Here is a 24,122-nt window from a genome sequence, read left to right on the forward strand (position 1 = left end):
ATTTTAGGCAGATCCCGCAACTTAGGCATGACGACCTGAGAGTCACGCGCTTGTTCATCCAACCGTCACGAATTTGTCACCGATCTGATACGAGCCTACCGCCAATCTCACTCCCGCGCTGGCTTTCGCTTGGCGATCAAGAATCAAGAATGAAGAGGGAGCGATGTCTGGACTTGAACTGCGCAACATCTGCAAGAATTTCGGCTCCACGAACGTCATTCGGAACCTTTCGTTGGATGTTGTTCCCGGCGAGTTCCTGACGCTGCTCGGTCCCTCCGGGTGCGGGAAATCGACGCTTCTGCGCATCATCGCGGGTCTCGAGCTTCAGGACGAAGGATCTGTCGCGATCGGCGGACGCGCGGTGGACGGATTGCGTCCGAAGCGGCGCGATGTCGCCATGGTGTTTCAGTCCTACGCGCTATATCCGCACATGAGTGTCGCCAGAAATCTCGCCATTCCGCTGCTGATGCGACGCTTGAATACATTGCAGCGCCTTCCGGTCTTCAGTGCATTCGTTCCGGGGACTGCAGCCAAGAAGGCGGAAATCGCCAGTGAGGTCGCGAGGATCGCGAAATCTATCGGCATTGACCACCTTCTCGATCGCAAGCCGAGCCAGCTTTCCGGTGGCCAGCGCCAGCGCGTCGCCGTAGGCCGAGCCATGGTGCGCCAGCCTGCGGTCTTCCTGATGGACGAACCGCTGTCCAATCTTGACGCTAAGCTGCGTGTCCAGATGCGCGCGGAAATCAAGGAGTTGCACCAACGGCTGGGCGTCACTTTCATTTACGTGACCCATGATCAAGTCGAGGCGATGACGCTTTCCGATCGCGTGGCGGTCATGCTCGACGGCGAGCTTCTTCAGGTTGCGCCGCCCCAAGAGATCTACACCAACCCACATGATCGTAGGGTGGCGGAATTCGTCGGTTCGCCGAAGATCAACATGATTGATGTTAAAGTGCGCGAAGGCGGGCTCGCCAAGATTGGTGGGCAGGTGCTGCCGCTTGAATTTGATGCAAAGCAGGACACTCTCACTATAGGAATTCGGCCAGAAGCGTTCCGTCTCACCGATAGCAGAGATCCAAATTCGCTTTCCTCCATAGTTCGCCTGATCGAGCACATGGGATCTGACCTTTTCGTCCACGTGGATCTGAGCGGTGTTCCTGATCCAGTTATCGCCCGCCTCCCCGCTTGGAGCAGCCACATCGCGCCGGGCAGCAGTCTACATCTGCGCATCACAACGGAGCAGGTGCTCCTCTTCTCAAAGGACGGCAAACGGTTGAAGCCGCAAGCCTCGGTCACACCTCTTCGGGGACTTGTACGATGACCGTCGTCGAGCAAGGCCCGCCGCCGAACCACGCAGATGCTCGGACATTTCGACCGACAGAGGTAGCGTTGCGCCGTTTGCGTCTTGCGGAGAGCCTAGTTGCCTGCGCGCTCGCCGCCCCCGGCCTATTTTTGCTTGTTGCACTCTTCATCTTGCCGGTCGCCGGCGTCCTGGTCATCGCCTTCACGGATTGGCAATTCGGTGCGGCGTCTCTGAATTTCGTCGGTCTCAAGAACTTCACCGAGATCTTTGCGGACGCGGCGTTTCGTAAAGCGCTCGCCAACACGATGCTCTATACGGCAATCGTCGTTCCAGGGACTATTGTCCTAGGCCTCGCCGTCGCGCTGGCAATCGAAAGCGGCCAAACCATGCGCGCCTTCTACCGTGCGGTCCATTTCCTCCCTTACATGGCAACATTGGCCGCCATGGCGATCACGTGGGAAGCGCTCCTTCATCCGACGATCGGCCTGGTCAATCAGGTCCTAACGGCGGCCGGATTACCGACCGCAAATTGGCTTCGCGATGAAAGAACCGTTCTGCCCGTCCTCGCGATCATCGGGATTTGGCAGAACCTCGGCTTCGCAATGGTACTCTTCCTGGCTGGCCTAACGGCCATTCCGCGCGACCTCTACGACGCCGCGGACGTGGATGGAATCGATTTCTGGTTCGACCGTTTCCGCCTGATTACTCTCCCCATGCTCGGGCCAGTGCTGATGTTCGTCGTCATCGTCGTAGCTCTCCATGGGCTTGAGATATTTGACACCGTGCAAACCCTCACCCAAGGGGGCCCCAATCACGCCTCTGACGTGCTGCTTTACACCCTCTATCGCGAAAGCTTTCAGTATCTGCGGACAGGATATGGCGCGGCGGTGACCGTCGTGTTCCTCATGATCGTTGTGGCGCTCACGCTGATCCAGACCCGGATCATGGATCGAAAGGTGCACTATCAATGAAGCCATTCACCATTTCACTCCGAAGCTTGGGTCGTCACAGTTTTTTGGCCATCACTACGACTTTCGTTCTTGTACCCTTCATTTGGATGATCAGCCTCTCATTAAAACCGCCGGGTGAGAGCTTTAACGGGTCGTTCTCGCTGCTGCCGCAAACTTGGCACGCGGCGCAGAACTATACTCGGGCTATGACGGCCTCGCCTCTTCCACGCTTCATGTTCAATGGCTTCTTTGTCTGTGGTGTCATCCTGACTCTTCAATTACTTGTCTGTACCCCGATCGCCTATGCACTAGCCAAACTCAAATTTCCCGGCCGCAATGTCCTTTTTGCGCTGGTGCTCATCGGCCTGCTCGTTCCGGGCCAGGTGCTCGCGCTGCCGCTCTTCATCTTGGCCCATCAGCTTAATCTGCTGAATACCTATGCCGCGCTCGTTTTCCCGTTCATCGTCTCCCCGTTTGGCATTTTCCTGTTTCGCCAGTTCTTCAACACTATACCGGACGACATCGTGCACGCGGCGCGGCTGGACGGCATGTCGGAATTCGCCATCGTCTGGCGGATAATGCTGCCCATGGCAGTACCGGCGCTGATCGCGTTTTCGATATTTTCAGTCGTGGGCCATTGGAACGATCTTTTCTGGCCGCTTATCGCGGTTCGCTCCCAGGAGCTTATGCCTCCTCCGCTGGGCCTCATGGCCTTCAAGAACGAAGACACTGGAATAGATTATGGCCCCTTGATGGCGGCCAGTACCATCGTGGTCGCGCCGCTGGTGATTGTTTTCCTGGTCGCGCAGAGCTGGTTCATCAGGGGCCTAACTGCCGGCGGCGTCAAATGACAGCTTGCCTGGGACTTCGATGAATACTTTCATAAAATCTTGTATCGGAGCTTGATCGTCGTCGGATTTTCATCATTGGCATCAGGTACATAATTGTGGCTGCCAACCGCAGAGCCACGATTATTTCTCTTACGGGCGAACGCTCGGAACTTCCCAGAATCTCCTCGCGCCCGCCGAAGGTGCCGTGAATGCGGCGCGCGAGTTCCTCTTCTGCCGCCAACCGTTCTCCTCAAGCAAGCCGGACGATGATGCAGTACTTATTGATGGCAAAAGAGACTTCCTGTTCACACGGTCCTTTGCGACGCCAACATGAGTGGTCGTTTTCTTCGGTTTAAGCTCCCATTGAAGTGCTTTTGGCTAAGACTCGCCTTCATCACTATCGCCTGCTTGGGGAACACCAGTGAAGACAGAAGGTGGGTATGAGTCAAGGGCTCATCCATTCTTCTTCACGAGGTGGTCACTGTGCCATCAACTCTGTAACATGAGACAATGCTTTTTATGTCGGCGCGGCCGAGATAACTGCTGGAAAGGGGACATTTTTCCAAAGCTGCTATCAAAGCTGAAGGCCATAAAGCATTACAGCCACTTGGGGAATGGATATGATTTCCGACCTTAACAGACGCGATTTTCTTCGCGGAACTGCCGCTATAGCCGCCGGTGCATTAGCTGCGCCGGCCCTGGCTCAATCAGCGCCGATCGCTCTTCGCATTATAACGAGCACGCCAAAGGAGCTCTACGATGGCCTCTGCGCCGATTTCGCGCAAAAACGGCCAGACATCCGCGTTACCGTAGACACTCCTTCACCGGATTATGACGATCTAACTCTACGTGTCAGGCGCGCATCGGTAATTGGCGACGTCCCGGACGTCGCGTTCCAGGGTTTCAACCGCATCAATCTACTTGCCCAGCCAGGCCCTGCCATCCCGCTGGATCCCTTCGTAAACGCAGAGGGCAACCAAGCATCCCTCGGCTACCAGCCATCGCTTCTCGACATGGCCAAAGTCAACGGCAAGACCTTCGGCCTGCCCTTCGCGATATCGTCGCCAACGCTGTTCTTTAATCTCGACCTTGTGGAGAAAGCGGGCGGCAACCCAGACAAGTTGCCTGCCGATTGGCCTGATATTATAGAATTGGGTAGAAGGATCCGTGGGCTCGAAAACGGCGTAATGGGCCTCCACTACGCCTATATCGGGCATTCGGGCGCCTGGACCTGGATGGCCTTGGTCATGAGCCAGGGTGGCCGAATCATGACGCCAGATCAGAAGGATGTCGGTTTCGACAGTCCGGAAGGCCTCTGGTCCTTGGAGATGTTCAAGCAGTTTGGCCAAGCCGGCCAAATCGAGATGTCGCTCAATCAGAGCCGGCAAGCCTTTTCGAGCGGCACCATGGGTATCCTCGGCACCGCCAGCAGCTATTTGCGCTCCGCCGAGAAGGCAGCCATGGGTGAATTCCAAATCCGCACCGCCAACCTGCCACTCAAGCCGAACGGCAAATTGCCAGTAGGCGGCAATGCGGCGATGATTGTGACCAAAGATCCTATCCGTCAGAAAGCCGCTTGGGACTTCATCAAGTACATGACGGGACCGGAAGCTCAGACGAAGCTCGTCAACACCACCGGCTATATTCCGGCCAACGACATTGCGGTAAGGACACCCGAATTCCTTGGAAGGTTTTATGCTGACAATCCGAACGCGATGGTGGGCGTTCAGCAACTTCCGATCCTGACCGCATGGCCCGGCTTCCCCGGTCAGAATGCGATCAAGATCACCGATCTGATTCGGGATCACATCCAGTCAGTCGTGACCTTGCGTCGCGAGCCGAAAGCGGTGCTGCACGACATGGTCCGTGACGTTCGAGCCCTCCTGCCGCCCACTTGAGCAGGTAACTCCAAGCACCTGATCACGCTATACAAAAGGCGAGCCATGGGTGGCTCGTCACTTCTCCTAAAATTCGGCTTAGTCGGCTACCAGCCAGTGCGCGTCCCGCTCAAATCACTTGACCGCATTGTCGGCAGCCCCACCAAACCGAAACCGCAGCGGTTGAGATAGGCTTCCATCTCTAGCGGTAGCACGATGCGGTAATCGCTGCTTTCGACATCGATCACTTTGTCGTCCACTGACCAGGTCCTCTCAAGATGGCAGGCGAAGTCGGCAGTTGCACCGCGCCGCGGCACCAGACGACCGCTGGACTCATTCACTCGCTCCAGCCTGGTATGCTCCGAAGCAGGTCGCATATCCCCACCCGCTATTTTCGCTTTCGGATTTCTTGGGCTCTCGGATTTTTACCATCAGCGGCAACGCGTCATCCCCACCGTTCAACTCGGAATCGGTAAGGGCGGACGAGGCCCGGCCCTGTGCCGCAACCGGCCTGTGAGCGAAGCGGTGAACCACCAGGAAGCAGTTCTGGGCTCATCCCGCTGGGATTGGACCACCGCTTCGGTCGATGGCATCGGCACGACGCCAGTGGGTCCTCAGCGCGTCACTTTGCAGCATAGGTCATATCAAACAAAGTTATGGCAAATCTCCGCAGGGCGTCTTTTCAACCGGACTTTGAGACTAAATGTTCGAGAAAACGCCGCACATCCAATGGCGGATTGTAGAAGACAGGAGAAATCAGCAGCCGCGCACCGGGGTGCGCGGCCCCGATGGCTTCAAGAACAGCGGCCTCGAAGTTTTTAGCGCGAACAACGGGCGGCATCATTCCACCCGTTTCTGCGAGTGTCCGCTCAATGATATCTCCGCCTTCGTCGAACAGCACGACGCTAGTCGCTTTTCTCAGAAGCGCTTCGCAAAACAGCCTTAGATCGCCCATTTCCAGTGCGCTATTGACTCGTTTTTCCCCGCCGACCGATTGGACTGCGCCTCCGGAGACCACTACCAGCGATTGATCGGGGAAAGTTTCCAAGCCATTTAACGCCTTTCGCGGATTCATGCCGATCGTGTCGTCGTATATCTCGATGCCGTCTCGAATCCCGAGAAATTGACACCGCTGAGGAAGGCCCTGGAAGATCACCAGTGCGTCGCGCAATGTTTCGGTCTTTACTCCGAGTTCGATGGCAACCGCCGCAGCGGCGAGAGCATTCGGTATATGATGGCGCGGCATCCTCAATTCCGAAACAGCGCAAATTTTGTGACATCCACCCCTGGAACGTAGGGCGATATGGCCATCAGCGACGACGATCCCATTCGCTATCTTGTCCATAGCGCTAAAGTAGAAGTTGCGTCCCCGCCCGAGCCCGTGAAAATGTCCGCGCACTTCCGGGTCGTCGAAATTTAGCACCGCTACGTCGCCGCTCTGCTGAAACCGCAACAGGTTCTGTTTGGCGCTTCGATAGGCTTCAAAAGAGCCGTGCCAGTCCTGATGGTCTGGAAAAAGGTTGGTAACAACCCCAATTGAGGGGCTGGTCGTGACATAACTTAGGTGGTGGCTGGTCAATTCGACCACGGCCCATGAGGCATCGTTGAGTGACGTGACTGCTTCCAGCATTGCTTTTCCGGGCCCGGATGGTGTGAGCCGATAGTCCGTCGAGCCAATGACGTCGAACCCCGCATTCCGCAGAATTGCCGACAGCAGAAATGTCGTCGTCGTCTTCCCGGCCGAACCCGTTACACCGACCGTTCCACCGGGCGCATCCCGCAGAACAGTGTCCGCGAGACTGGAAATAGTGAACCCCTTGGCGCGGGCATGATCGATAATGACATCATGCGATGGCGTCGAAGGGGAAACGAAGAGCGTTCCCGCTTCACCTATATTGGCGATTTCAGTTCGAAGCCGAAAATCGACGTTCCCGCCTTCGGCACGCAAAGCCCTTCGGGCGTTTTCTGGGTCGCCGTATTCAGTGTGAAGAACGGTCACGCGTTTGCCGCGACGGGAAAGATGCTGAGCAAGGGCGACCGCGTCCTCATTCACGCCGTCGATCAGCACATGTAAGTGTTCAACCGAAAACCTGCTCTCGCGATTGTAAACCGAGTTACCCATAGTCGCCGTCCCCTCCGTCCGGAAATGTGGTCGCTGAGGGACGACTAAGGATGCACTATCTCGCCCACAAGAGGGATTGGATACGACCGTCGGATACATCCAAATTTCTTAATAACGATGTCATAAACTGGGAAAACGTTGATGGTTTCGCGCGTGCACCGTGCGGCCCTCTGGCTAGAACGCTGCGCGCACAGCTCGGTCCAAGCCGACATTGGCACAGGCGAGTCTGCAGCTCGACCTCGATGCCACCCAGCTCAGGTTCATCGAACCGCAGCCAACCGCCTGCAAACAGGCTCTTTCCCGCTCTATCGGACGCACCAAAGCCGGCCTGAACTCCGAGCTTAACGCCGTCACCGGCGGGTTCAGTCGTCCTTTACGCCGCTGCTCACCGAAGGTAGGTCAGCGACTTTACGGGCGCGTGCCCGCTCATCGGACGCCTCCCCAAGGTCAAGGAGTTGTTAGTCGATCGCGGCTGTGATGCCTACTAGTTCCGCAATGAGCTGAGCAAAAGGGAGATCTCTCCCTGCGTCCCGCCCAAACGAAATCGCAGGCAATCCATCGTATACGACGCGGTTCTCTTCAAACAAGAACGATCCCGGATCGAAAACATGTTCGGCAGGGTCCACGACTGAAGATGCATCGCAACCCCGATGCTATCGATGTGCCCACACCGAGCGTGTCGGCAAGGGCCGAGGTGTCCGCGCTGACGCAGCCGACCAACCTTCCGAACCAGATATTCATCAGGCTGCCTGTCCATGTGAAGGCGCGACGTCGATGATGCCGTTCTCATGGCCTAGCGAAAAGGCTGATCCGATCGCAACTTCCCACGCCAATGTTGCATCGCCCGATGTTCTGTAACAAATCAATTTGCATATTTGGTGCTTGGTGGCTTGCCAACTTGATCGCATGTATCGTTCACTTAATGGGAAAATGAGCCATAAGCAAAAGTATACATCAGGCCATATTTCAGATAATTAAAGCTGCGGACAAAAAAGACAGATTAGCTAAAATGCACCCCAGTATATACTTAAATATATTCTAACGAAGCTCTTGCCTCAGCATCACTTCACGGTTATTGTTTGTTCTGACCGGCCGGAGCCAGATCGAGGCCCATTTGCCGACGCCGCTAAGTTTCAAGTTCATTACGCAGTGTTCGCGGCAGGTTCCCGAGCAACCGTAACGTGACATACGAGGGAACGAATGCAAGCCGTCCAGTTGCGAAAATGGGGCGACTTCGGAGCGGTCGCAAGTTACTATCACAATTGGCCATCTTATTCGCCAGCGCTGCTGAAGCATCTGATTGCTTTTGTCCGCGCCGAAAAGACCACGGTCGTGGCCGACATCGGAGCTGGCACGGGCACGCTCACGCGTATGTTGCAGGCGCACGGGCTGCATGGCTATGCGATCGAGCCTGACGAAAAAATGCGATCCGCAGGCATCGAACGTTGCGGGACGAACAGTTTCGAATGGACTGCCGGTTCCGCGGAAGACACGGGCCTTCCTTCTAAGTCCATTGATTGGATCGTCATGGGCAATGCATTCCATTGGATCGACAGCCATCGCTCGCTGGAAGAGTTCCGACGCGTTCTAAGGGATCGCGCAACGGTCAGTCTACTGTGGGTTCTTCGCGATATCCGCCGGGACGCGTTGCTTCAAGAAATCGAGAGCATCATTCATGACGCTGCCCCCAATATCCGCCGAACACTCGACTTAGTCCTAAAATGCATGGATAGCGTTGAAGACTGCCTGATGGCGGCCGGCTTTTCCGACTGCTATCGCCTGGAAATGCCCCATAAAGAGAAGATGAGCGCCTCTCGTTTCCGCGATGCGTGGAGAACCATCACCGATGTTCCATGCCAGGTGGGAGAAAAGAAATGGGCCGAAATTCTCAACCAAATCGACGCTTTAACGCTCGACGAAATCAGCATTGAAATGAGCATGCGAACGTATGCGTGGACTTTCCGCGCACTTTAGGCTTCCCGACCGAACTAACTTTACTGGTGGACCTGATATGCATGGAACCGGATTGTTCGAAGGTGCTGCAATATATTACTCGCAATATCAACCCGACTATCCCGCGGAGATCTTTACTCTCTTGACCGACCGTTTTTCCCTCAACGCGAAACATCGGCTTCTCGATCTGGGATGTGGCACTGGTCAACTCGGGATTCCCTTTGCAAGTCGCGTGGGACGCGTTCTGTGCATGGATCCTGATGCAGATATGATTTCCGAGGCACGACGCTCGGCGACAAAGGCGGGTGTGCGAAATGTTGAATTTGAAGTCAATGGCGTCGAAGCAATCGACGCATCATATGAACCAGTTCAACTGGTCACTATGGGACGATGCTTTCATTGGATGCCCCGAGAGCACGCCCTTGGGTTGCTGGATATGATAGTCGCCGAGGGAGGCGGCATTGCAATTATTGACAAGGAACGGTCGGCCGGCGAGCCCCCCGGATGGTGGGACGACATGTGGCGGTTCGTCCTTGACTGGCATGGAGGAACTCTTCCTGCGGGCAAAGGGCAAACTCGAGCACCTCTCCCGAGACCCCACATAGATGTCGTAGCTGCCTCTCCTTTTGCGGCGATGGAGCAATTGTCGATCCCATATTCTATCGAATGGGCCGTTCAAGACATGGTGGGCTACGTCCTTTCGACGTCACGGGCATGCCCTGGTGTTCTGGGCGATGGGCGTAAGACATTTGAAGAACGGCTGTATGGCCATTTGTCGGATCGTGCCAAGCACGGTTATCTGATCGAGACAGGAACGACAGTCCTGTTAATAGCCACGCGGAGGAAACCTCGCCATGGATTTGCAAGGAGACGATAATTCCCGCGGTGGACGAGAGCCATTAAAACTCGGCGGTTGGCATGAGTTCGTCGAACCATCGGCCAGTCAGGACGAAATCACAACGTTGAACGGCAGCATATTGCGCATAAGCACTCGTATCGTCGCTGCGGATCTTGCCCTCAGGTTGGCATCAAACCTGAGCTCCGCTTCGCCATTTTTTGCTTTTCATCGTCCGCTTTGTTTGCCACGAGCATGTCCGCCTTCGGTCAGGGGAAACTCTCGGGATATTGAGGTGCGGCGGAGGCACGAACATAGCCCTCGCTCGCCTTTCCTACAATTCGCTGTAGCGGATGATTAACTCGATCCATTTGGACGACATTCGGACCTGCGTAAACAGAATCGGCTGGTTAGCACTATCGACCACAATGTTCTTCACATTTAAGATTGGCTGCGATCTTGTTTGTTGGAGCAGTTCCGCCTCCGGGCGGCTCGCGTTCCTTGTCGAAATGCGTGTTTCATATCTAACCATCTCCTCTACCCCCAGTCGCTGCAGGCCCTCGGGAACAGAGCCTGTCTCCTTAATGGCCTTTTCGATTCCATGGAAACGAGGAAGCGGAAAAAAACCGGATGTCACCATGACAGGGTTGTCGTCGACAAAGGTCAGAAGATTGACACGCCTTACATATTGTCCTTGTTTTAGCTTGAGAGCGGAACCCACGTCGCGGGCGGGTCGGATTGTCGAGCTATCGAGCACATCCTCCCGACCGATGCGATTCAAGCCCTTGAGAATAATGGGCAGCGTCTGTCGGCTGCCCATCGGATGGGAGATCACTTTCTCCCGCACAAAACTGCCGTGCCCATGTTCCACCCGTATCAAAAATCTGTCTTCTAAGGCATCGAGTGCTCGGCGGACGGTATTGCGATGGACCTGGAACCGAGCTGCCAACTCCTCTTCCGTGGGAAGACGGGCGCCGGGTGCAATTCTCCTCGACAGTATATCTTTCTCGAGCGCCACATAAATTTCCTCCCAGAGGTACAGAGCCCCCTTGCGTTCTCGGCGGTTTCCTACCGTGGGTGGATTAGCAGTTTTCCCTGCCATCGTGTGGTTCCCATGTTGTTAACACATAGGGCAGAACTTTTAGTGCGGCCATATCATGGCGCAAGCTAGTGCAACAGGTATCAGTTGCGAACTTGTCCATTATTCTTGTCGTACAGCTAAAGAAAGTGCGAAGAAGTCGTTACCTCATTGAATATGGATGAGTTCAGCGGTTCGCGTTTGATGTGATTGCCATGCCAAGCGTTCAACCGGGCGCCAGGTCCTCCGCAACGTTGCACACGGCCTCTTTTCTCGGCAGAGCGTATTAGCCCTTACATCCAAGTTCATTGGAACCCGAGGGCTCGTTTCCTTCCCGTCGTACAGCACAAGGTTGTACAGCATGCAGCATGCATGGAATAGACGCAAATTCTCGTGCATTCTCGCATAGTGTCGGCCTGTGTGAGTACCGCACAGTTACAAGTCTGTTCATCGATCAGTCATGCAGTCGTAACGTTACTGAAATATCGCTGCCGTTATTGTTCAGCGCATACAGTCCTCAAGTCTAGAACTTCCGCACCTGAATGCTCAGAGGCCGCAATAGCCTCGTTAGGGCAGTCATTGCCAATATCAAACAGGATCTTGCGATGCCTCAAATTACCCGCCGCACTTTCGGTGTCGTTGCAGCTGCAACTGTTGTTACCGGTCTATCCCATGCCGCATATGCACAGACACGCCGAAAGCTTGTTGCCGGCTATTCTGATTTCGCGCAGATGTACGATGAGCTTGCGCGCCATTTCCAAGCTTCAAATCCAGATATTGAAATCTCCTACCTCTCCTCGGCAACGACCTACGATGAACTTATCCAGCGCGCAATTCGAGACACGCTGGTCGGCCAGCAGCAAGATATCCTTTTCATGGGGTTTGGACAGCTCCCGCTACTCGCAAAGCGCGGCATGGCCGTTCCGCTCGACGATTTCATCGCCCGCGACCGGAGTTGGCAAACTGACGGGATCGCCGACGTCAGCCTTCAGCTCGGTAAATTTGATGGCAAGGTGGTCGCACTGCCATTCGGGATCGCTGCACCGATCGTCTATTACAATCAGGACCTGATCGCAAAATCGGGTTATAGCGGTTCGATGCCGAGCACATGGGAAGAGATCCTTGCGTTAGGTCAGCGGATCAACAATCTTGGCAGCCCAATAGCAGGCGGTTGGTTTCAATATCAGGGCAACTGGTTGTTCCCAGCCTTTTTGAACGCTCGCGGTGGCCATCTCACTGGCCCGGACGGATCCGTTGGCTTCAATAACGAGAACGGTCAGTATGCCCTGGAAATCCTGCAACGCTTTGGCCAGATTGGAATGACGGATATGTCGCCGGGGCAGGCCCGGCAGGCATTCGTCGCCGGTTCGCTTGGTCTTCTGGTTGGTTCCAGCTCTTGGAGCGGTCGTCTGACGAGCCAGATAGGAAACGCTTTCCGAATGGGCGTCGGCCCATTCCCCTGTACCGAACAGGGATTTCTTCCGGCTGGCGGAAACGCAATTGCTATCATTTCGAAAGACGCTACACATCAAAGCGACGCTTGGAGATTTATCCGATTTGCAACCGGTCCGGTCGGCCAATCGATTTTGCTTAACAACTCCGGCTACGTGCCGCCGAAAGCGACTGGTGCACCGCAGTCGTCCACTCTGAACGCATTCCTCGCGACCCACCCAAGTCAGGCATTTGCCATTTCGCAGGTTAGCCGGCTGGGACCGTGGGAACAATTCCCCGGGGATAACTCGACTGCCTTGAATACGGTAGTCGAGAACAGCCTACAGGCAGTCATCACACAACGAGTTGCGCCCAAGGACGCCTTGGTAAGCTTGGTTAGGGACGTCTCGGCAAAATTGCCGGACCACTGATGTTTCGTTGTTCGATTTCCCTTTTGCCAAAACCCATCGGGTCTAACCGGGCGGCGACCTGCATGCGGCCGGGCGCATTAGCAGATGCCGGAAATAGCCCATAGGAATTTTCATGACCGCCTTAGCATCTCGCCAGCCCGCTGACACCACGTTTCTCAATCCAGGAGAAAGGATGGTCGAAGCTGACGGCGTTCCCGCAGTACAGTATTTCCGCCCCGGGGAGCCGGACAAACCGTTGCTGGTATTTTTCTCCGGCGGCGCGCATCTCGCACGAATTGCTTACGGACATCCCGGATGCATTCGTGAAGATTTTCTTGACGCGTGGCTGGAACGACAAGGCTGGGGGCTTCTTGCGCTGTCGCATCCGATAGCGCACCCAGTTTTTGCATTTATCCCGAATGGCATCGATGTCTCGCGTTGGGCGGCCGCCGCAGCCAAATTTATTCTTGATGTCCTTGCAACCCATCCAAACCACCGCGTTTTCGCAGCAGGTTGGAGCATGTCTGGCCGACTGGCGCAGGCAATATCTGCCGCTCTTCAGAAAAAAGGCTGCCTTCTCAGTGGATTCCTTGCACTAGCCGGTAACCCGCCAGTGCCGGGTTTGGGCCCGATTGATACTGCCGAAACACCGATCACCAGCGAGGGGCTGCGCAGCTTTACCGCGCGTAATGCTCATGGCACGGACTACGTGGAACGTTGCTTCGAGCCTGAGCTTAAATTTCAAAACCAGCTCAATGGTCATGTCATTATACCGATCGATATATACCGTTCCCAATACGTCGGCGACAATCCTCTCCATCTGCACGGTGAACCCCTTAGATTTCGCAATACTTCACTGGCGTCTTCTTATGAGGAAGCCATTGCGGATGTCGGAACCTTCCAATTTGCCCAATATCCCGTGATGGGCGCGATCGTACCGACAGAAAGAAGCGATTTCCGGAGCGCACTCGTTGACCGTGCACTCTGGGGCGCGATGAATGCATTGCGACTGGCCGATCTCTGGAAACATCGAGATGCGCTGGATGCCGCCGACCAGGAACGGCTTTGGGAAGACCTACGCCACATTGTCGAAGCTCTGCCCGGCGCACTGTGCCGAACGATCCGAGGCGGCCACTTCTTTTTTGTGGGGGCCGTTGGTGCGAATGCGACTGTGGTAGCAATCGAGGATCTTGCCACGACAATCGCGGACCTACGCCTCGATAGATTTAGCTGACATCCCTTTTGCGCGGTCGCTTCGCCGGCCTCTTGCGCGACGGGTTTCGACGCGCCGGCGCCCAAAGGCGCCCGTCTTGCCTTGGGGACGGGTTGCGAGGCGGACCGATTGCGCTCGAAGGCCTGGCGTCCAGGAACGTGTCGCCAACCCCATGTCAGGGGGCGTTCGCCAGAACATCGCCGCGGCGGCACTCTGTTATATCTCACTAGGTTGGCGGCAGGAGCAAGCTCTACGGCAGAAGCCGACTGCGACAGGTCTATGCGGCAACAATTCACCATTAAATCCCCACGGGGGGTGCGACGTTGGCGTGACGGGGGCGAAGGGCTCATGTAGGATGCGACAAGTGATTTGCATTTCTTGGAATATTCATCACCCCTCTGCCGCTATTGTCCCCATTACGCGAAGCGATAGGCATCATGCGCTGACGAACCGAGCTCGCCGGTTTTTCTTCAACGCTAATGTGGGCTAGGTCCATACACACGCAAATACACATGCGATTGGTACGTTAGCTGCGTCAATACTCAACGATATCGCGCAAGAGCAATTCGAGGAGACTGTTCCCTTGTTAGCAAAGCAGGTGACTCCGCGACATCGTAAGCATTCAGCAGCCGCAGTGCCGGCTGTCGAATCTGAACTACCAGTCCACTCGTCAATACGTTCGGGGCGAGTCACAACGTGGCAAACAGCGAGGTGGAGTGATGAACAACAATACGGATAACGATTTAAAGCGAGAAATTAGCTTGGTCCGCTCCACGCCTCCAGCCGTTGCCGACATTGAGGGCGCGTTTAAGAAAGCGCTCACGCAAATTGCAGATGACTCATTTTGCGCGAGGTTGATCCAACAGCATCGCTTTGGAGGGACTCTCCGTGACAAAGAGGCAGCCTCACAATGGCTCGAGCGGAGGTTTGGAGAACGTATTGATCCGGATCGGGTCATCGTCACGGCAAGCGCACAGAACGCAATGTCGATTCTGCTGTCTTTTTTAGCAAGACCCGGCGACGCTGTTATGGTTGAAGATCTAAGCTATCATGGCTTACGCATGATCGCGAGTTCTAGGGGCAATATCCTTCTCCCAGTGCGAATGGACGAGGAGGGAGCGTTGCCGGCGGCCGTCTTGCAAGCAATACGACAAAGGCGGCCCAAAGCGGCATTTTTCATGCCTACGCTACATAACCCTACGACGGCGATTATGTCCGAGGAACGTCGATCGGCCATTGCGGAGATCGCGAGGCAAAATGGCGTCGTGCTTATCGAGGACGATGTGTACGGTGGGTTGGTCCGCAATGCACCCCGACCAATCGCCGCTTCAGCTGGAGACGTGACTTGGCATATCACCAGCTTTGCCAAAACCGTTGGCCCCGGGGTAAGACTCGCATATATTGTCGCTCCAACTGCGCCTGCAGCCGATATCCTTGTCAAATCTTTGCAAGGAGTTTCCTATTGGTTTCCGGCTCCTCTCGCTGCGGAAATCGCGCAGCGGTGGATCTTTGAAGGAACGATGGCGGCGCTTTGCGAGAGCGTTCGACAAGAAGCTCTCATCCGTCAAGAAATCGCTGGAGACTGCCTAGCTCAGCTTCGAATGAAAACTAAGCCAGAGTGCCTGTTCTCGTGGCTTGAGTTGCCGGATGGCATTAAACAGGCCCATTTGGTAAACGAAGCGCGAAAACAAGGTATCATCCTCCGACCCGGAAAGATCTTTGAAGAAGCGCCTGGGGCATCTAAAGGGCACATCCGGTTGGTATTTGGCAGCCCGGACACGCGCCAGGATTTACGCTATGCGCTTGAAATGCTGGTCAAGATCATTCGAGAAACCGCCTCATGAGTGAGAGTAGCTTCTTGTGAGCTCCACGCTCGTGCCGCGACAACATCACGCCGGGTTGTCCGCTACTGAACTGTGCCGCAAATGCAAACGGCGGTCGAAGTTGGGGCCCATGGACTAGCGGGGCCAAGCTGCTGAAGGCTCTCGAGGATGAGAATGCCAACCAAAAGCGTCTCCTGGTCTGCGGCGATAGGACATCGTTGCCATTACGGAGATGTTCCGGCTGCAGGGGCCGATGAGAAACGCTTCCTGCAACAGGAGCTTACGAGGGCCGCGCAGCGACAACAGCGATTTCGACAAGTGTTCCGGGCGATAATATCGCGCCAACGCAGGCGCGCTGAGGCCAGTGATGTGGATTGTCCCCAATCCACTCCTTCCACGCCGAGTCGAATGCTTTCTTGTGCTTGAGATCGGAGAGCAGAACGTTTGCCGAAAGCAAATACCGTTTGTCTGTCTTCAGCTCAGCCAGCAAACGGTCGATCTTGGCAAAGGCGGCCGCGATTTGTCCCCGCAGTTCCAGCTGCTTGTCGTCTGATGTGGCGACCGCCCACACTAGATTGCCGTACGCCGAACCAGAACTGCGCCCCGGTGCGACACCTGATGCACGCTCGATTGGAAATAAGATATCGTCCATTTTTGCCTTCCTGCTCTTTTCGCTGAACTTAACATGGACACGTCCAAGGGGACACAAGACAAATAGCAGGCGAAGCTATTTTTATTGTCACAAGAGTATATTTTTCAAATATACCTGTACCATATTTCGCCTGTTCCGCCTTACGCTGATGTACAATATCAACGTTGCCACTCGTCTAACGCGTTACAGATGGGAATCGTCCGGCCGGGAGCGGGTGTAAATTCGGATACTTTCGGGGATTTTTCTTTCTAGCAGCATTGACGAGCGGCTTTTCCCGGCAGATCATTTTAAATTGAGGCGACTAAACCGAAAAATAATGTCTAAGCAACGTGACTGCCAACATGCGTGGTGAATCAGATACGTGCTCCAGGACCTTCGACGTTTTGATCATCGGAGGCGGCGTCGTTGGCTTCAGTATTGGTTATGGCCTGCTACAAAGAGGCGTCAGCGTCGCCATTCTTGACGGGACCGATCGAGATTTCAGCGCCACACGCGGTAACTTTGGAATGGTTTCGGTTTCCAACAAGGGCTTCAACAATATCCCTTACTTTCGCCTCTCACTGGCTTCTCGCAACTTATGGCCTTCCTTAGCGGATGAGGTCCACGACCGATCTGGAATCAATCCACATTTCGAAGGTCGGGGGAAAGTTTACCTCTCGATGGGGGAACAGGAACTAGCAGATCGAGTGAGCCATATTCAGGAGTTCCTACTGCGAGCTGGCGACGAGTACCATCAGGAAATACTCAGCAAAGACGATCTGGACCATTTGCTGGGTCACGTTGGTTTGGGCGATCGCGTCGTTGGGGGAGCGTTTAGCCGGCTCGATGGCTCTGTCGAGCCGCTCCAGTTCTACTCAGGCCTCTTTCGAGCCTATCTGAGCCAAGGCGGACATTATTTTTCCAGCCAGATAGTCAGGAAGATTGTCAGCAAGAACGCGTCGTTTTCAGTGCAGACGCCATCGGACACGTTCTCCGCGCCTAAGGTCGTGATTGCCAGCGGACTTGGAACGCCACCTCTGGCGTCACAAATAGGCCTTCGCCTGAACGTTCGGCCGGAACGCGGGCAGATCATGGTCACAGAGCGAATTGAGAGAGTCTTCAACTATCCCATCAGCGGCTTTTTGAGGCAGAACGTTGAAGGCACGATCATGATCGGGAGCTCCAGTGAGTACAACGGATTCGATGATCACACATCTGTAGGGGTACTCACAGGACTCGCGAAAGGCGCTGTTGAACGACTGCCATTGTTGCGATTTGTGCAGATCAATCGATGCTGGGCGGCACTGCGGCCGCGGACAGACGACGGCTATCCAATCTACCAGGAATCACAGCAGCGGCCCGGGGCTTTTGTCGTATCGTGCCACAGCGGAATCACGCTCGCGGCGCTCCATGCCCGCCTGCTACCCCGATGGATATTGGACGACGTCAAGGACAACTTGCTTCAACCATTTGGAACAGGAAGGCTGCAGGATGAGTGCGCAACGTGAGTCAATCGAGATCTTTCGCACTGTGCCGCTATGTTTCCAAGGCGACATGATTACTGCGAAAGAGGGCGAACCTGTCGCGGCGGCTATCCTCGCCACGCATCCAGATTTTACTGGGAAGAGCCCCGTTAGCGGGCGCCGCCGCAGCCCCTATTGTATGATGGGGCTTTGCTTTGAGTGTCTGATGGAAATAGACGGAATTCCCAATCAGCGTGCATGCGTGGCTTCAGTGCGAATGAATATGACGGTCCGAAAGCAGATCGGAACCCGCTCCTTCTCTGCTGGGTCCAAGTAGATGAGCTGGGACGTGGTTGTCATCGGCGCAGGTCCGGCTGGTCTAGCCGCGGCACTGCAGGCAGGAGAGTTTGGCTTGTCGGTTCTTGTGCTCGACGAGCAACCCGCCCCTGGGGGACAGAGGTTTCGCGCGATCGAGGCGTTCGAGCAACGTTGCTTGGTGAATCAGGCACATCTGAGCAACGAGGACAACCACGGAGCAACGCTCACGCGGGCTTTTCGTCGAAGCGATATTACGTGTTTAAGCCAGGCGTCGGTTTGGGACGTCTCCCCCGGTGGGCGGCAAATTAGCTATCTTCATCAAGGTCGCAGCTATTCGATCCGACCCAAAGCAATTATTGTAGCAACCGGAGCGATCGAAAGGCCAACGCCGATCCCCGGTTGGACCTTGCCGGGTGTGATGACGGCGGGTGCAGCACAAATTCTGCTAAGGACGTCGGGGCGCATCCCCGAGGGGCGTATTGTCTTGCTGGGATGTGGCCCACTTTTGCTCCTCGCGGCTCAGCAGTTGCGAGATGCAGGGGCGAATGTCGTCGCTTTGCTGCAAACCACGTCGCTAGCGGACTTTGCTCGCGCAAGCTTGCATTTGCCGAGCGCGATGTGGGCGCCAAAATTGCTATTGGACGGATTAAAGCTCTTCGCTCGGACTGCGAGTAACCGGACCGTCTCCTCCGTGCGCGGCGTAAAGATCCTTGGTGAAAATCAAGTTAGATCCGTGGAGTACGTCGCTGGCTCGCAGAGCGAGACCTTCGATTGTGACGTGGTGCTGCTCCACTTTGGCCTAATACCAAATATCCAGATCCCCCGCTTGGCCGGAGCCGAGCTTAAATGGGATGACGAGTTGAAATTTTGGCAGCCCGTCACCGATGACTGGCAGGAAAGTTCGATCGAAAATTTGATGATCGCGGGTGACAGCGGAGGCATTCTTGGGGCAGAAGCAGCGGAAATTTCTGGTAAGCTGGCCGTCCTCAAGATCGCCCGCCGACTTGATGCAATCTCCGAATCGACGCTAGAGAAAATTGGCCGCAATCTCCAACGCGAGCGTCACCGCTATGCCATGGCCCGAGCCTTTATGGATGCAATTTATCGCCCGCCGCTCGATCGATTTTTGCCGATAGCGGACACCGTGGTCTGCCGTTGTGAGGAAGTTACCGCAAAGATGATTGAAGCCGGAGTGGCAAATGGTGCCGATGGTACGCGAAGGCTCAAGGCGCGTGTCAGGGCCGGCATGGGGCCTTGCCGCGGTCAGATGTGCTCAATGGCTACAGCGGCGATTTTGAGCAAGAAGCTTGGCATCGGAGCGGGAGATATTGAGCTAGCAACCGTACGGCCGCCCATCCGTCCGTTGACGATCGGCCAGTTGGCGGAAAACGCTTTGGAGGATTGAGACGCCGTTAATCCTGGTTCAAATCCCGGTTCCCCAGCCAATTCTCGCTAAATCCCTTAATCGCTTGATTTTCCAGTCGTGCCGGACATCGTTTTGGCGTCATCGGCGACCTGATGCCCAAAACTGTAGCCCACGCCGAAAACACGCGGCGGCGTCGCAGGTGGCAGGCAAGGGCAACAAACCCATGGCGGCCCGCCACGGCGTCGAAAACCCTATTCGCCTCGGCAATATCTTTTACTGGCGCGCGCGCGTCCCCACTTCGTTCGCGCGGTGTCGGCCGGGCAGCCGGCTTTCACTGAGCCTTCGCTGTTCGGACCATAAAAAGGCCCAGGCGATCGGCCGGAAGCTCAACATGCTGATGGCCGAGATGAAGATGAAATCGAAGGAATCAATGTCCAAGGAGCAGCTCCAGAAACTTTTCGAACAGAGCGCAACGTCATGCTCGCGCATCTCGAGGACGTCGCAATCGCCGCCAGGCGGAACCGTCCCGCGGACATCGAAGGCTGGAACTCGACCTTGAGAATGGTTGGACTTACAAGCTGCTTGCCATGTTTGGCATCCGCCATCCTACGCGACCCGGCGCCTAGCTGCACATACATTGACCCGCATCTGCACGACTTCCCTGGAGGCACCATAGAACGTTGCCGCCTGAGATACCGACATGCCGCTGCTCACAATAAACAGAGCGGCCTCGTCGGATATCAACAAGGCTGGTCCGAGCCACTTAGCCTCTTCCTCATCCGCCTTATGCGATCGCTGGCCATCGTCGCTAAACAAGGCGGGTATCGGATGATTTAGCAATGCGTGGGCAATCTCGTGCGCAATGTTCGCAGCTTGCCTGCCGTCGTCATGCGCGTCGTTATGAATAATCCATCGTCTGCCACCCACGCTCAGCGTGACAGCCGAAAACGTTTTGCGACCCTCCCCGGCAAGGAAGTAGGCCAGATGGGCCGGATTTGCCTCTACCTTGCTCAGTTTTAGCAGCGGCAGCTCAAGGTATTCACACAAGCGGCGGGTGCAAATCGCACTCTGCGCAGACAAGCCCATTTCGCGCCTCAGATCACGCGACCATGCGTTGGCTTCCGCCTTGAATCCGTGCCGCAACGCCATGGGCTGCTACCCCCGAATTTTTCGAATCTGTTCGTAGGCAGCTTTGATAATGGCCTCCATCGCGATCGCCCCTTCCTTAGATAGGTTGGGGTCTGCCCGAAACAAAGCGGTAACCTCCGCCAAGGTCTCGGCTTTTTGCTTTTTTCCATTGGTGAAGAAGTCGTCCGCCTTGATGCCCGACCAGGCGCACAAAGCCGAAAGACTGTCTACATCTGGCTTGCGACCCTGCGACATGCGGGTGAGGGTCGATGCAGGCACCTTCGCCTGCTCCGCGACTTTCTTCCATGTGAGACCTCGAGCGGCTCGAGCGGCATCGAGTGCAGAGAAAAACCGCTCTCCGTCGAACCTTGGGGATAATTCTTCGTTGCTATCTTGCAATTCGATTCCTGAGAAGCAATATGGCGGTTGATTGCAATATCGCAATCCTGATCCGCATCGGCAATCGATGCGTAGCTTAAGGAGCAGTCGCATGTCAAAGGGAAAAGGTGGCGGTAGCTACCGCAGCGCGATCAGCGGCCGTTACGTAACGGCGGCACATGGAAAGCGCAGCCCTCATACCACGGTGCTGGAAGCACCTGGTCGTAGCGGAAGCACAGGCGGGGCAACCCGGAGTGCCATTACCGGACAGTTTGTCCGAAGCGGCAACCCCAACACTAGCACGCGGGAGAAATAAGTGGCTGCGGCCACAAAACGATCCTCCCCCGAGACCTGATAGCGGCCTGCGACGTGGGCCGCTAGAGCGAAATCCTGACTAAGATCACGAAGATGTTCTATTGGGAGTACACATGGCAAGATGCACAGCACCAGTAAATGGCCATCGCACAGCGAGCGGCGCAGCGGATTGTCCCGCATGTGGTGGCCGCTATCGCGGCTACAGCAGCTACGGGTCATACTCGTCCTACTCCTCTCCTTCCTACTATTCCTCGCCGGTAAGCAGCGGGGGTGGTCGGACCAGTGGCGGCGGGTCTAGCAGCAGCACAAAGCCGCGCTGGTCGCGAGCAGGTTCGTCCGTGGTGTACACGGACGCCCAAGTGCGGACGCTCACGCCGTTCCGCGAAAGCGTCGAGGAGCGAGCGTCCCTGCCCGACCTTCGGGATATCTTCCTCTGCCACGCATGGGACGATCGGAGAGGGGCCGCCAAGGAGTTGCATGATCTGCTTGAGTCACTTGGCGTCTCGGTCTGGTTCAGCGAGAAAGATGTCGCCCTCGGCACGGGATTGCTCCGCGAAATCGATAAGGGACTGGCGAAGTCGCGAGTGGGGATCGTGCTGGTGACCCCTGCGTTGCTACGCCGCCTCGAAGGAGAAGGCATCGCCGACAAAGAGCTTTCAGTGCTCCTGGCGCGCGATCTGCTCGTTCCCATTGTGCACGACACGACGTATGACGCTCTCCGCGAAGTCAGCCCCATGCTGGCCTCGAGAAGCGGCCTGAGCACTGCAGAAGATACGATGGCGAATCTCGCGGCCAAGCTCGCCGAGCTGGTCACCCTCTAGGGTGGCCGATCGCGCCAACACCGGACATTCTGCCGTGTGTCGATTGGCTGTTCTGAGTAGCTATCCGGCATTGAGTGGGTAAGATTGGAAGATCCTCTATATCGGCTCGGCTGACGCGGACGAGATTGCAAAGGTCCACCGCGCAATCGGCGAACGCGGCTTGTCATTTGATGTGAATGACACGAAATGGCGAGTACTCTGCACTGCGGTGCAACAGGAGCTTAGTCGTAGCGGCCCCCTTTACTAAGCGTTGACGGGTATCGACCTACGGGTGGCAATCTATAATCGATCCATTCATCGAGGGTGCCATGTGGAGCCAGGAATCGTTTGAACTGATAGCTGGAATTACCCGAGACATCATCCGGAAGAACTGTCACGAATATGCGCAACGGGTGATAAAGCAGGAAACTGCCTTCACGGCATCTCTTCTAACAAGGCTACGAGACAACTTGAATGGCCTGACCCTGACCGCCAACTACAAACTACAACATGGTTTCCGACCCTCAGGGCCGCCACGTTATGAGATCCGAGCGACCGAGACACTTTCCAACGCGGTTCATTCCGAGGAGAATCTATCTGGCGCCGATATGGTGTTCGGCTTCAAAGGCGAAGTGCATGACGATGTGGTAGATAAGGCCGCCCTGGTGCAGGCAAAAATTTGGGATGGGACAGGACAGTTTCTAGGCCTTCCGAAAGGAAAGGCCAAGCGAGACGAGCTTCTCGCGCAATGCAAACGGATGAGAAGGATCAGTCAGGCATCCTATGTTTTCATCTACACGAAGGATGCTATTCGTTGCTATCACGCTGATGATATCATTTCCAAATCGCCCGAAGGAGTCAATTATAGCGACGGCTGGGATTTCACGACTTTCATGCATAAGTTTTTCCATTGCACCATCGGCGACCGGAATCTGAACTATATGGTGGAAGGTGACTTTAGACCTCACCTGAGGGAACTTGGCATCAGCGACGGGTTCATGGTCGAACTCGAACAAGTATGAGATCCCTGAATCCCCCTTTTGCAGAATACCCCATAGATCCCGATCCTTATCCACTCCGCGGATATCATATTCGTCCGAACCCTCACTTCGAGACCAGAGGCACCGCCTTCGTCAGCAAACTCCTGCGATGACTACCGAAGCAGTGTAATCCAGCAATCGAACTACTTGCAGACACCCAAGACAAACTCATCGGCATGAAGCCGAGGCGCCAATCTTCATTGGTATGGTGGATTGTCTAGCGGCAACAGGTCAGCGGGTTTCGTTCGTAGCCATGGCGCAAACGTGCTGCTTGGTCGCCGTCAGGCCGGAAACGTCGTCTACAAAGGGCGGCGTGAACGCCTTAACACGGACGCTGTGCTTGGCGAGCGCAGCAACGCTTTCCAGAAGTGGCCGTGGAGTGCCTGGGCCTCTTCCAAAGCCGCGCGTGCGGCCACTGCGGTTGCGGGGTGTCAGGGCGAGGTTAGCTTCAGTCGTAATCGTATTATCCTTCATCGCGATGTTGATGTTTGGGCTTGCGTCCGCTCTTGTCAGCCGACGTGATGGCGGTCACGTCGGCTGAAACTTACAGGGACGCGAACAATCTTCGGGCCGGGCGAGCTATGCCGGACAAATTGGGATTCGGATGCTGTGAGGGAATGCCCATTGGTAACAGGTGATTTTGGTTTTCAACAGACAACTTCAGTCCGCTTTTAATCAAGGCATTAGCCAGTCTCTTCAAATGACCGGCATCGCCGCAGGGCGGGTCGGGCGTGTCGCTTGTCGGGAGATCGCGCCAACTTCCGCAAGCGCAAGCTTCACCGGATCCGTCTCAAGGGTTCCTGTCGCCGCGCCCGGTTCCCCCATCAACAAGCTGCCCATAGGGTTCGCCGCGACACG

Annotated in this window: 21 protein-coding genes; 15 read left to right on the top strand and 6 right to left on the bottom strand. The window is 55.7% G+C overall.

Annotation, left to right across the window (positions count from 1 at the left end; translation table 11 throughout):
* Window positions 1-163 precede the first annotated feature (163 nt).
* The 4 genes from QN222_RS27070 (at window position 164) to QN222_RS27085 (ending at window position 4,981) form a co-directional block, all read left to right on the top strand.
* Window positions 164-1,321: an ABC transporter ATP-binding protein gene (locus QN222_RS27070; protein ID WP_283962972.1), complete on the top strand. Its 1,158-nt coding sequence runs from the start codon at window positions 164-166 to the stop codon at window positions 1,319-1,321.
* Window positions 1,322-1,389: 68 nt separating this feature from the next.
* Window positions 1,390-2,274: a sugar ABC transporter permease gene (locus tag QN222_RS27075; RefSeq protein ID WP_283962971.1), complete on the top strand. Its 885-nt coding sequence runs from the start codon at window positions 1,390-1,392 to the stop codon at window positions 2,272-2,274.
* Entirely contained in the window at window positions 2,271-3,104 is an 834-nt protein-coding gene (locus QN222_RS27080) for a carbohydrate ABC transporter permease (RefSeq protein ID WP_283962970.1), read from the top strand. Before QN222_RS27075 ends, QN222_RS27080 begins: the two co-directional genes overlap by 4 nt.
* A 599-nt stretch (window positions 3,105-3,703) precedes the next feature.
* A complete protein-coding gene (locus QN222_RS27085) occupies window positions 3,704-4,981 on the top strand; it encodes an ABC transporter substrate-binding protein (protein WP_283962969.1) in 1,278 nt (425 codons plus the stop codon).
* Between the two features lie 86 nt (window positions 4,982-5,067).
* Here the strand turns inward: QN222_RS27085 and QN222_RS27090 are convergent, their stop codons facing one another.
* Together QN222_RS27090 and QN222_RS27095 are read right to left on the bottom strand one after the other, a co-directional pair.
* Window positions 5,068-5,301 (bottom strand): hypothetical protein, encoded by a 234-nt coding sequence (locus QN222_RS27090; protein WP_283962968.1) that lies wholly within the window; start codon window positions 5,299-5,301, stop codon window positions 5,068-5,070.
* 341 nt (window positions 5,302-5,642) lie between these two features.
* A complete protein-coding gene (locus tag QN222_RS27095) occupies window positions 5,643-7,082 on the bottom strand; it encodes a Mur ligase family protein (RefSeq protein WP_283962967.1) in 1,440 nt (479 codons plus the stop codon).
* A gap of 1,200 nt (window positions 7,083-8,282) precedes the next feature.
* Here QN222_RS27095 and QN222_RS27100 point away from each other — a divergent pair.
* Complete coding sequence (locus QN222_RS27100) at window positions 8,283-9,056, top strand: class I SAM-dependent methyltransferase (protein WP_283962966.1); 774 nt, start codon at window positions 8,283-8,285, stop codon at window positions 9,054-9,056.
* A 37-nt stretch (window positions 9,057-9,093) separates the two neighbouring features.
* Complete coding sequence (locus QN222_RS27105) at window positions 9,094-9,912, top strand: class I SAM-dependent methyltransferase (protein WP_283962965.1); 819 nt, start codon at window positions 9,094-9,096, stop codon at window positions 9,910-9,912.
* Window positions 9,913-10,204: 292 nt separating this feature from the next.
* Here QN222_RS27105 and QN222_RS27110 read toward each other — a convergent pair whose 3' ends face one another.
* Window positions 10,205-10,972 (bottom strand): GntR family transcriptional regulator, encoded by a 768-nt coding sequence (locus QN222_RS27110; RefSeq protein ID WP_283962964.1) that lies wholly within the window; start codon window positions 10,970-10,972, stop codon window positions 10,205-10,207.
* 581 nt (window positions 10,973-11,553) lie between these two features.
* On the opposite strand from QN222_RS27110, the gene QN222_RS27115 reads away from it, so the two are divergent.
* The 3 genes from QN222_RS27115 (at window position 11,554) to QN222_RS27125 (ending at window position 15,846) form a co-directional block, all read left to right on the top strand.
* Window positions 11,554-12,810, top strand: a complete 1,257-nt coding sequence (locus QN222_RS27115; RefSeq protein WP_283962963.1) for an extracellular solute-binding protein — start codon at window positions 11,554-11,556, stop codon at window positions 12,808-12,810.
* Between the two features lie 112 nt (window positions 12,811-12,922).
* Complete coding sequence (locus tag QN222_RS27120; protein ID WP_283962962.1) at window positions 12,923-14,023, top strand: hypothetical protein; 1,101 nt, start codon at window positions 12,923-12,925, stop codon at window positions 14,021-14,023.
* Between the two features lie 698 nt (window positions 14,024-14,721).
* Entirely contained in the window at window positions 14,722-15,846 is a 1,125-nt protein-coding gene (locus QN222_RS27125; protein WP_283962961.1) for a PLP-dependent aminotransferase family protein, read from the top strand.
* 259 nt (window positions 15,847-16,105) lie between these two features.
* On the opposite strand, the gene QN222_RS27130 is transcribed toward QN222_RS27125, so the two are convergent.
* Window positions 16,106-16,477: a Rid family hydrolase gene (locus tag QN222_RS27130; RefSeq protein ID WP_283962960.1), complete on the bottom strand. Its 372-nt coding sequence runs from the start codon at window positions 16,475-16,477 to the stop codon at window positions 16,106-16,108.
* 383 nt (window positions 16,478-16,860) lie between these two features.
* Between QN222_RS27130 and QN222_RS27135 the strand changes: the two genes are divergently transcribed.
* The 4 genes from QN222_RS27135 to QN222_RS27150 all read left to right on the top strand — a co-directional run bounded on the left by QN222_RS27135 (window position 16,861) and on the right by QN222_RS27150 (window position 20,162).
* Window positions 16,861-17,964, top strand: a complete 1,104-nt coding sequence (locus QN222_RS27135; protein WP_283962959.1) for an FAD-dependent oxidoreductase — start codon at window positions 16,861-16,863, stop codon at window positions 17,962-17,964.
* The gene (locus tag QN222_RS27140) at window positions 17,948-18,256 is read left to right on the top strand and encodes a (2Fe-2S)-binding protein (RefSeq protein WP_283962958.1); all 309 of its coding nucleotides are present in this window, start codon (window positions 17,948-17,950) and stop codon (window positions 18,254-18,256) included. The genes QN222_RS27135 and QN222_RS27140 overlap by 17 nt, the downstream gene beginning before the upstream one ends.
* Window positions 18,257-19,642, top strand: coding sequence for an NAD(P)/FAD-dependent oxidoreductase (locus QN222_RS27145; RefSeq protein ID WP_283962957.1), 1,386 nt, complete (start codon window positions 18,257-18,259; stop codon window positions 19,640-19,642).
* A 160-nt stretch (window positions 19,643-19,802) separates the two neighbouring features.
* Entirely contained in the window at window positions 19,803-20,162 is a 360-nt protein-coding gene (locus QN222_RS27150; protein WP_283962956.1) for a DUF6538 domain-containing protein, read from the top strand.
* A 47-nt stretch (window positions 20,163-20,209) separates the two neighbouring features.
* Here QN222_RS27150 and QN222_RS27155 read toward each other — a convergent pair whose 3' ends face one another.
* Together QN222_RS27155 and QN222_RS27160 are read right to left on the bottom strand one after the other, a co-directional pair.
* Window positions 20,210-20,752: an ImmA/IrrE family metallo-endopeptidase gene (locus QN222_RS27155; RefSeq protein ID WP_283962955.1), complete on the bottom strand. Its 543-nt coding sequence runs from the start codon at window positions 20,750-20,752 to the stop codon at window positions 20,210-20,212.
* A 6-nt stretch (window positions 20,753-20,758) separates the two neighbouring features.
* A complete protein-coding gene (locus QN222_RS27160; RefSeq protein ID WP_283962954.1) occupies window positions 20,759-21,130 on the bottom strand; it encodes a helix-turn-helix domain-containing protein in 372 nt (123 codons plus the stop codon).
* A 407-nt stretch (window positions 21,131-21,537) separates the two neighbouring features.
* Here QN222_RS27160 and QN222_RS27165 point away from each other — a divergent pair, with 407 nt between their 5' ends.
* Both QN222_RS27165 and QN222_RS27170 read left to right on the top strand, forming a co-directional pair.
* A complete protein-coding gene (locus QN222_RS27165; RefSeq protein ID WP_283962953.1) occupies window positions 21,538-22,245 on the top strand; it encodes a toll/interleukin-1 receptor domain-containing protein in 708 nt (235 codons plus the stop codon).
* 308 nt (window positions 22,246-22,553) lie between these two features.
* A complete protein-coding gene (locus QN222_RS27170) occupies window positions 22,554-23,246 on the top strand; it encodes a hypothetical protein (RefSeq protein ID WP_283962952.1) in 693 nt (230 codons plus the stop codon).
* Window positions 23,247-24,122: the final 876 nt, after the last annotated feature.

Origin of the sequence: Sinorhizobium sp. 6-70 (assembly GCF_030124375.1) — a bacterium.
Taxonomy (GTDB): Bacteria; Pseudomonadota; Alphaproteobacteria; order Rhizobiales; family Rhizobiaceae; genus Sinorhizobium.

What these genes read in the sequence shown, in the direction of transcription:
- QN222_RS27070 (WP_283962972.1), top strand. Translation starts at nt 164, where the DNA reads ATGTCTGGACTTGAACTGCGCAACATCTGCAAGAATTTCGGCTCCACG.
- QN222_RS27080 (WP_283962970.1), top strand. Translation starts at nt 2,271, where the DNA reads ATGAAGCCATTCACCATTTCACTCCGAAGCTTGGGTCGTCACAGTTTT.
- QN222_RS27085 (WP_283962969.1), top strand. Translation starts at nt 3,704, where the DNA reads ATGATTTCCGACCTTAACAGACGCGATTTTCTTCGCGGAACTGCCGCT.
- QN222_RS27095 (WP_283962967.1), bottom strand. Translation starts at nt 7,082, where the DNA reads ATGGGTAACTCGGTTTACAATCGCGAGAGCAGGTTTTCGGTTGAACAC.
- QN222_RS27100 (WP_283962966.1), top strand. Translation starts at nt 8,283, where the DNA reads ATGCAAGCCGTCCAGTTGCGAAAATGGGGCGACTTCGGAGCGGTCGCA.
- QN222_RS27105 (WP_283962965.1), top strand. Translation starts at nt 9,094, where the DNA reads ATGCATGGAACCGGATTGTTCGAAGGTGCTGCAATATATTACTCGCAA.
- QN222_RS27110 (WP_283962964.1), bottom strand. Translation starts at nt 10,972, where the DNA reads ATGGCAGGGAAAACTGCTAATCCACCCACGGTAGGAAACCGCCGAGAA.
- QN222_RS27115 (WP_283962963.1), top strand. Translation starts at nt 11,554, where the DNA reads ATGCCTCAAATTACCCGCCGCACTTTCGGTGTCGTTGCAGCTGCAACT.
- QN222_RS27120 (WP_283962962.1), top strand. Translation starts at nt 12,923, where the DNA reads ATGACCGCCTTAGCATCTCGCCAGCCCGCTGACACCACGTTTCTCAAT.
- QN222_RS27125 (WP_283962961.1), top strand. Translation starts at nt 14,722, where the DNA reads ATGAACAACAATACGGATAACGATTTAAAGCGAGAAATTAGCTTGGTC.
- QN222_RS27130 (WP_283962960.1), bottom strand. Translation starts at nt 16,477, where the DNA reads ATGGACGATATCTTATTTCCAATCGAGCGTGCATCAGGTGTCGCACCG.
- QN222_RS27140 (WP_283962958.1), top strand. Translation starts at nt 17,948, where the DNA reads ATGAGTGCGCAACGTGAGTCAATCGAGATCTTTCGCACTGTGCCGCTA.
- QN222_RS27145 (WP_283962957.1), top strand. Translation starts at nt 18,257, where the DNA reads ATGAGCTGGGACGTGGTTGTCATCGGCGCAGGTCCGGCTGGTCTAGCC.
- QN222_RS27155 (WP_283962955.1), bottom strand. Translation starts at nt 20,752, where the DNA reads ATGGCGTTGCGGCACGGATTCAAGGCGGAAGCCAACGCATGGTCGCGT.
- QN222_RS27165 (WP_283962953.1), top strand. Translation starts at nt 21,538, where the DNA reads ATGGCAAGATGCACAGCACCAGTAAATGGCCATCGCACAGCGAGCGGC.
- QN222_RS27170 (WP_283962952.1), top strand. Translation starts at nt 22,554, where the DNA reads ATGTGGAGCCAGGAATCGTTTGAACTGATAGCTGGAATTACCCGAGAC.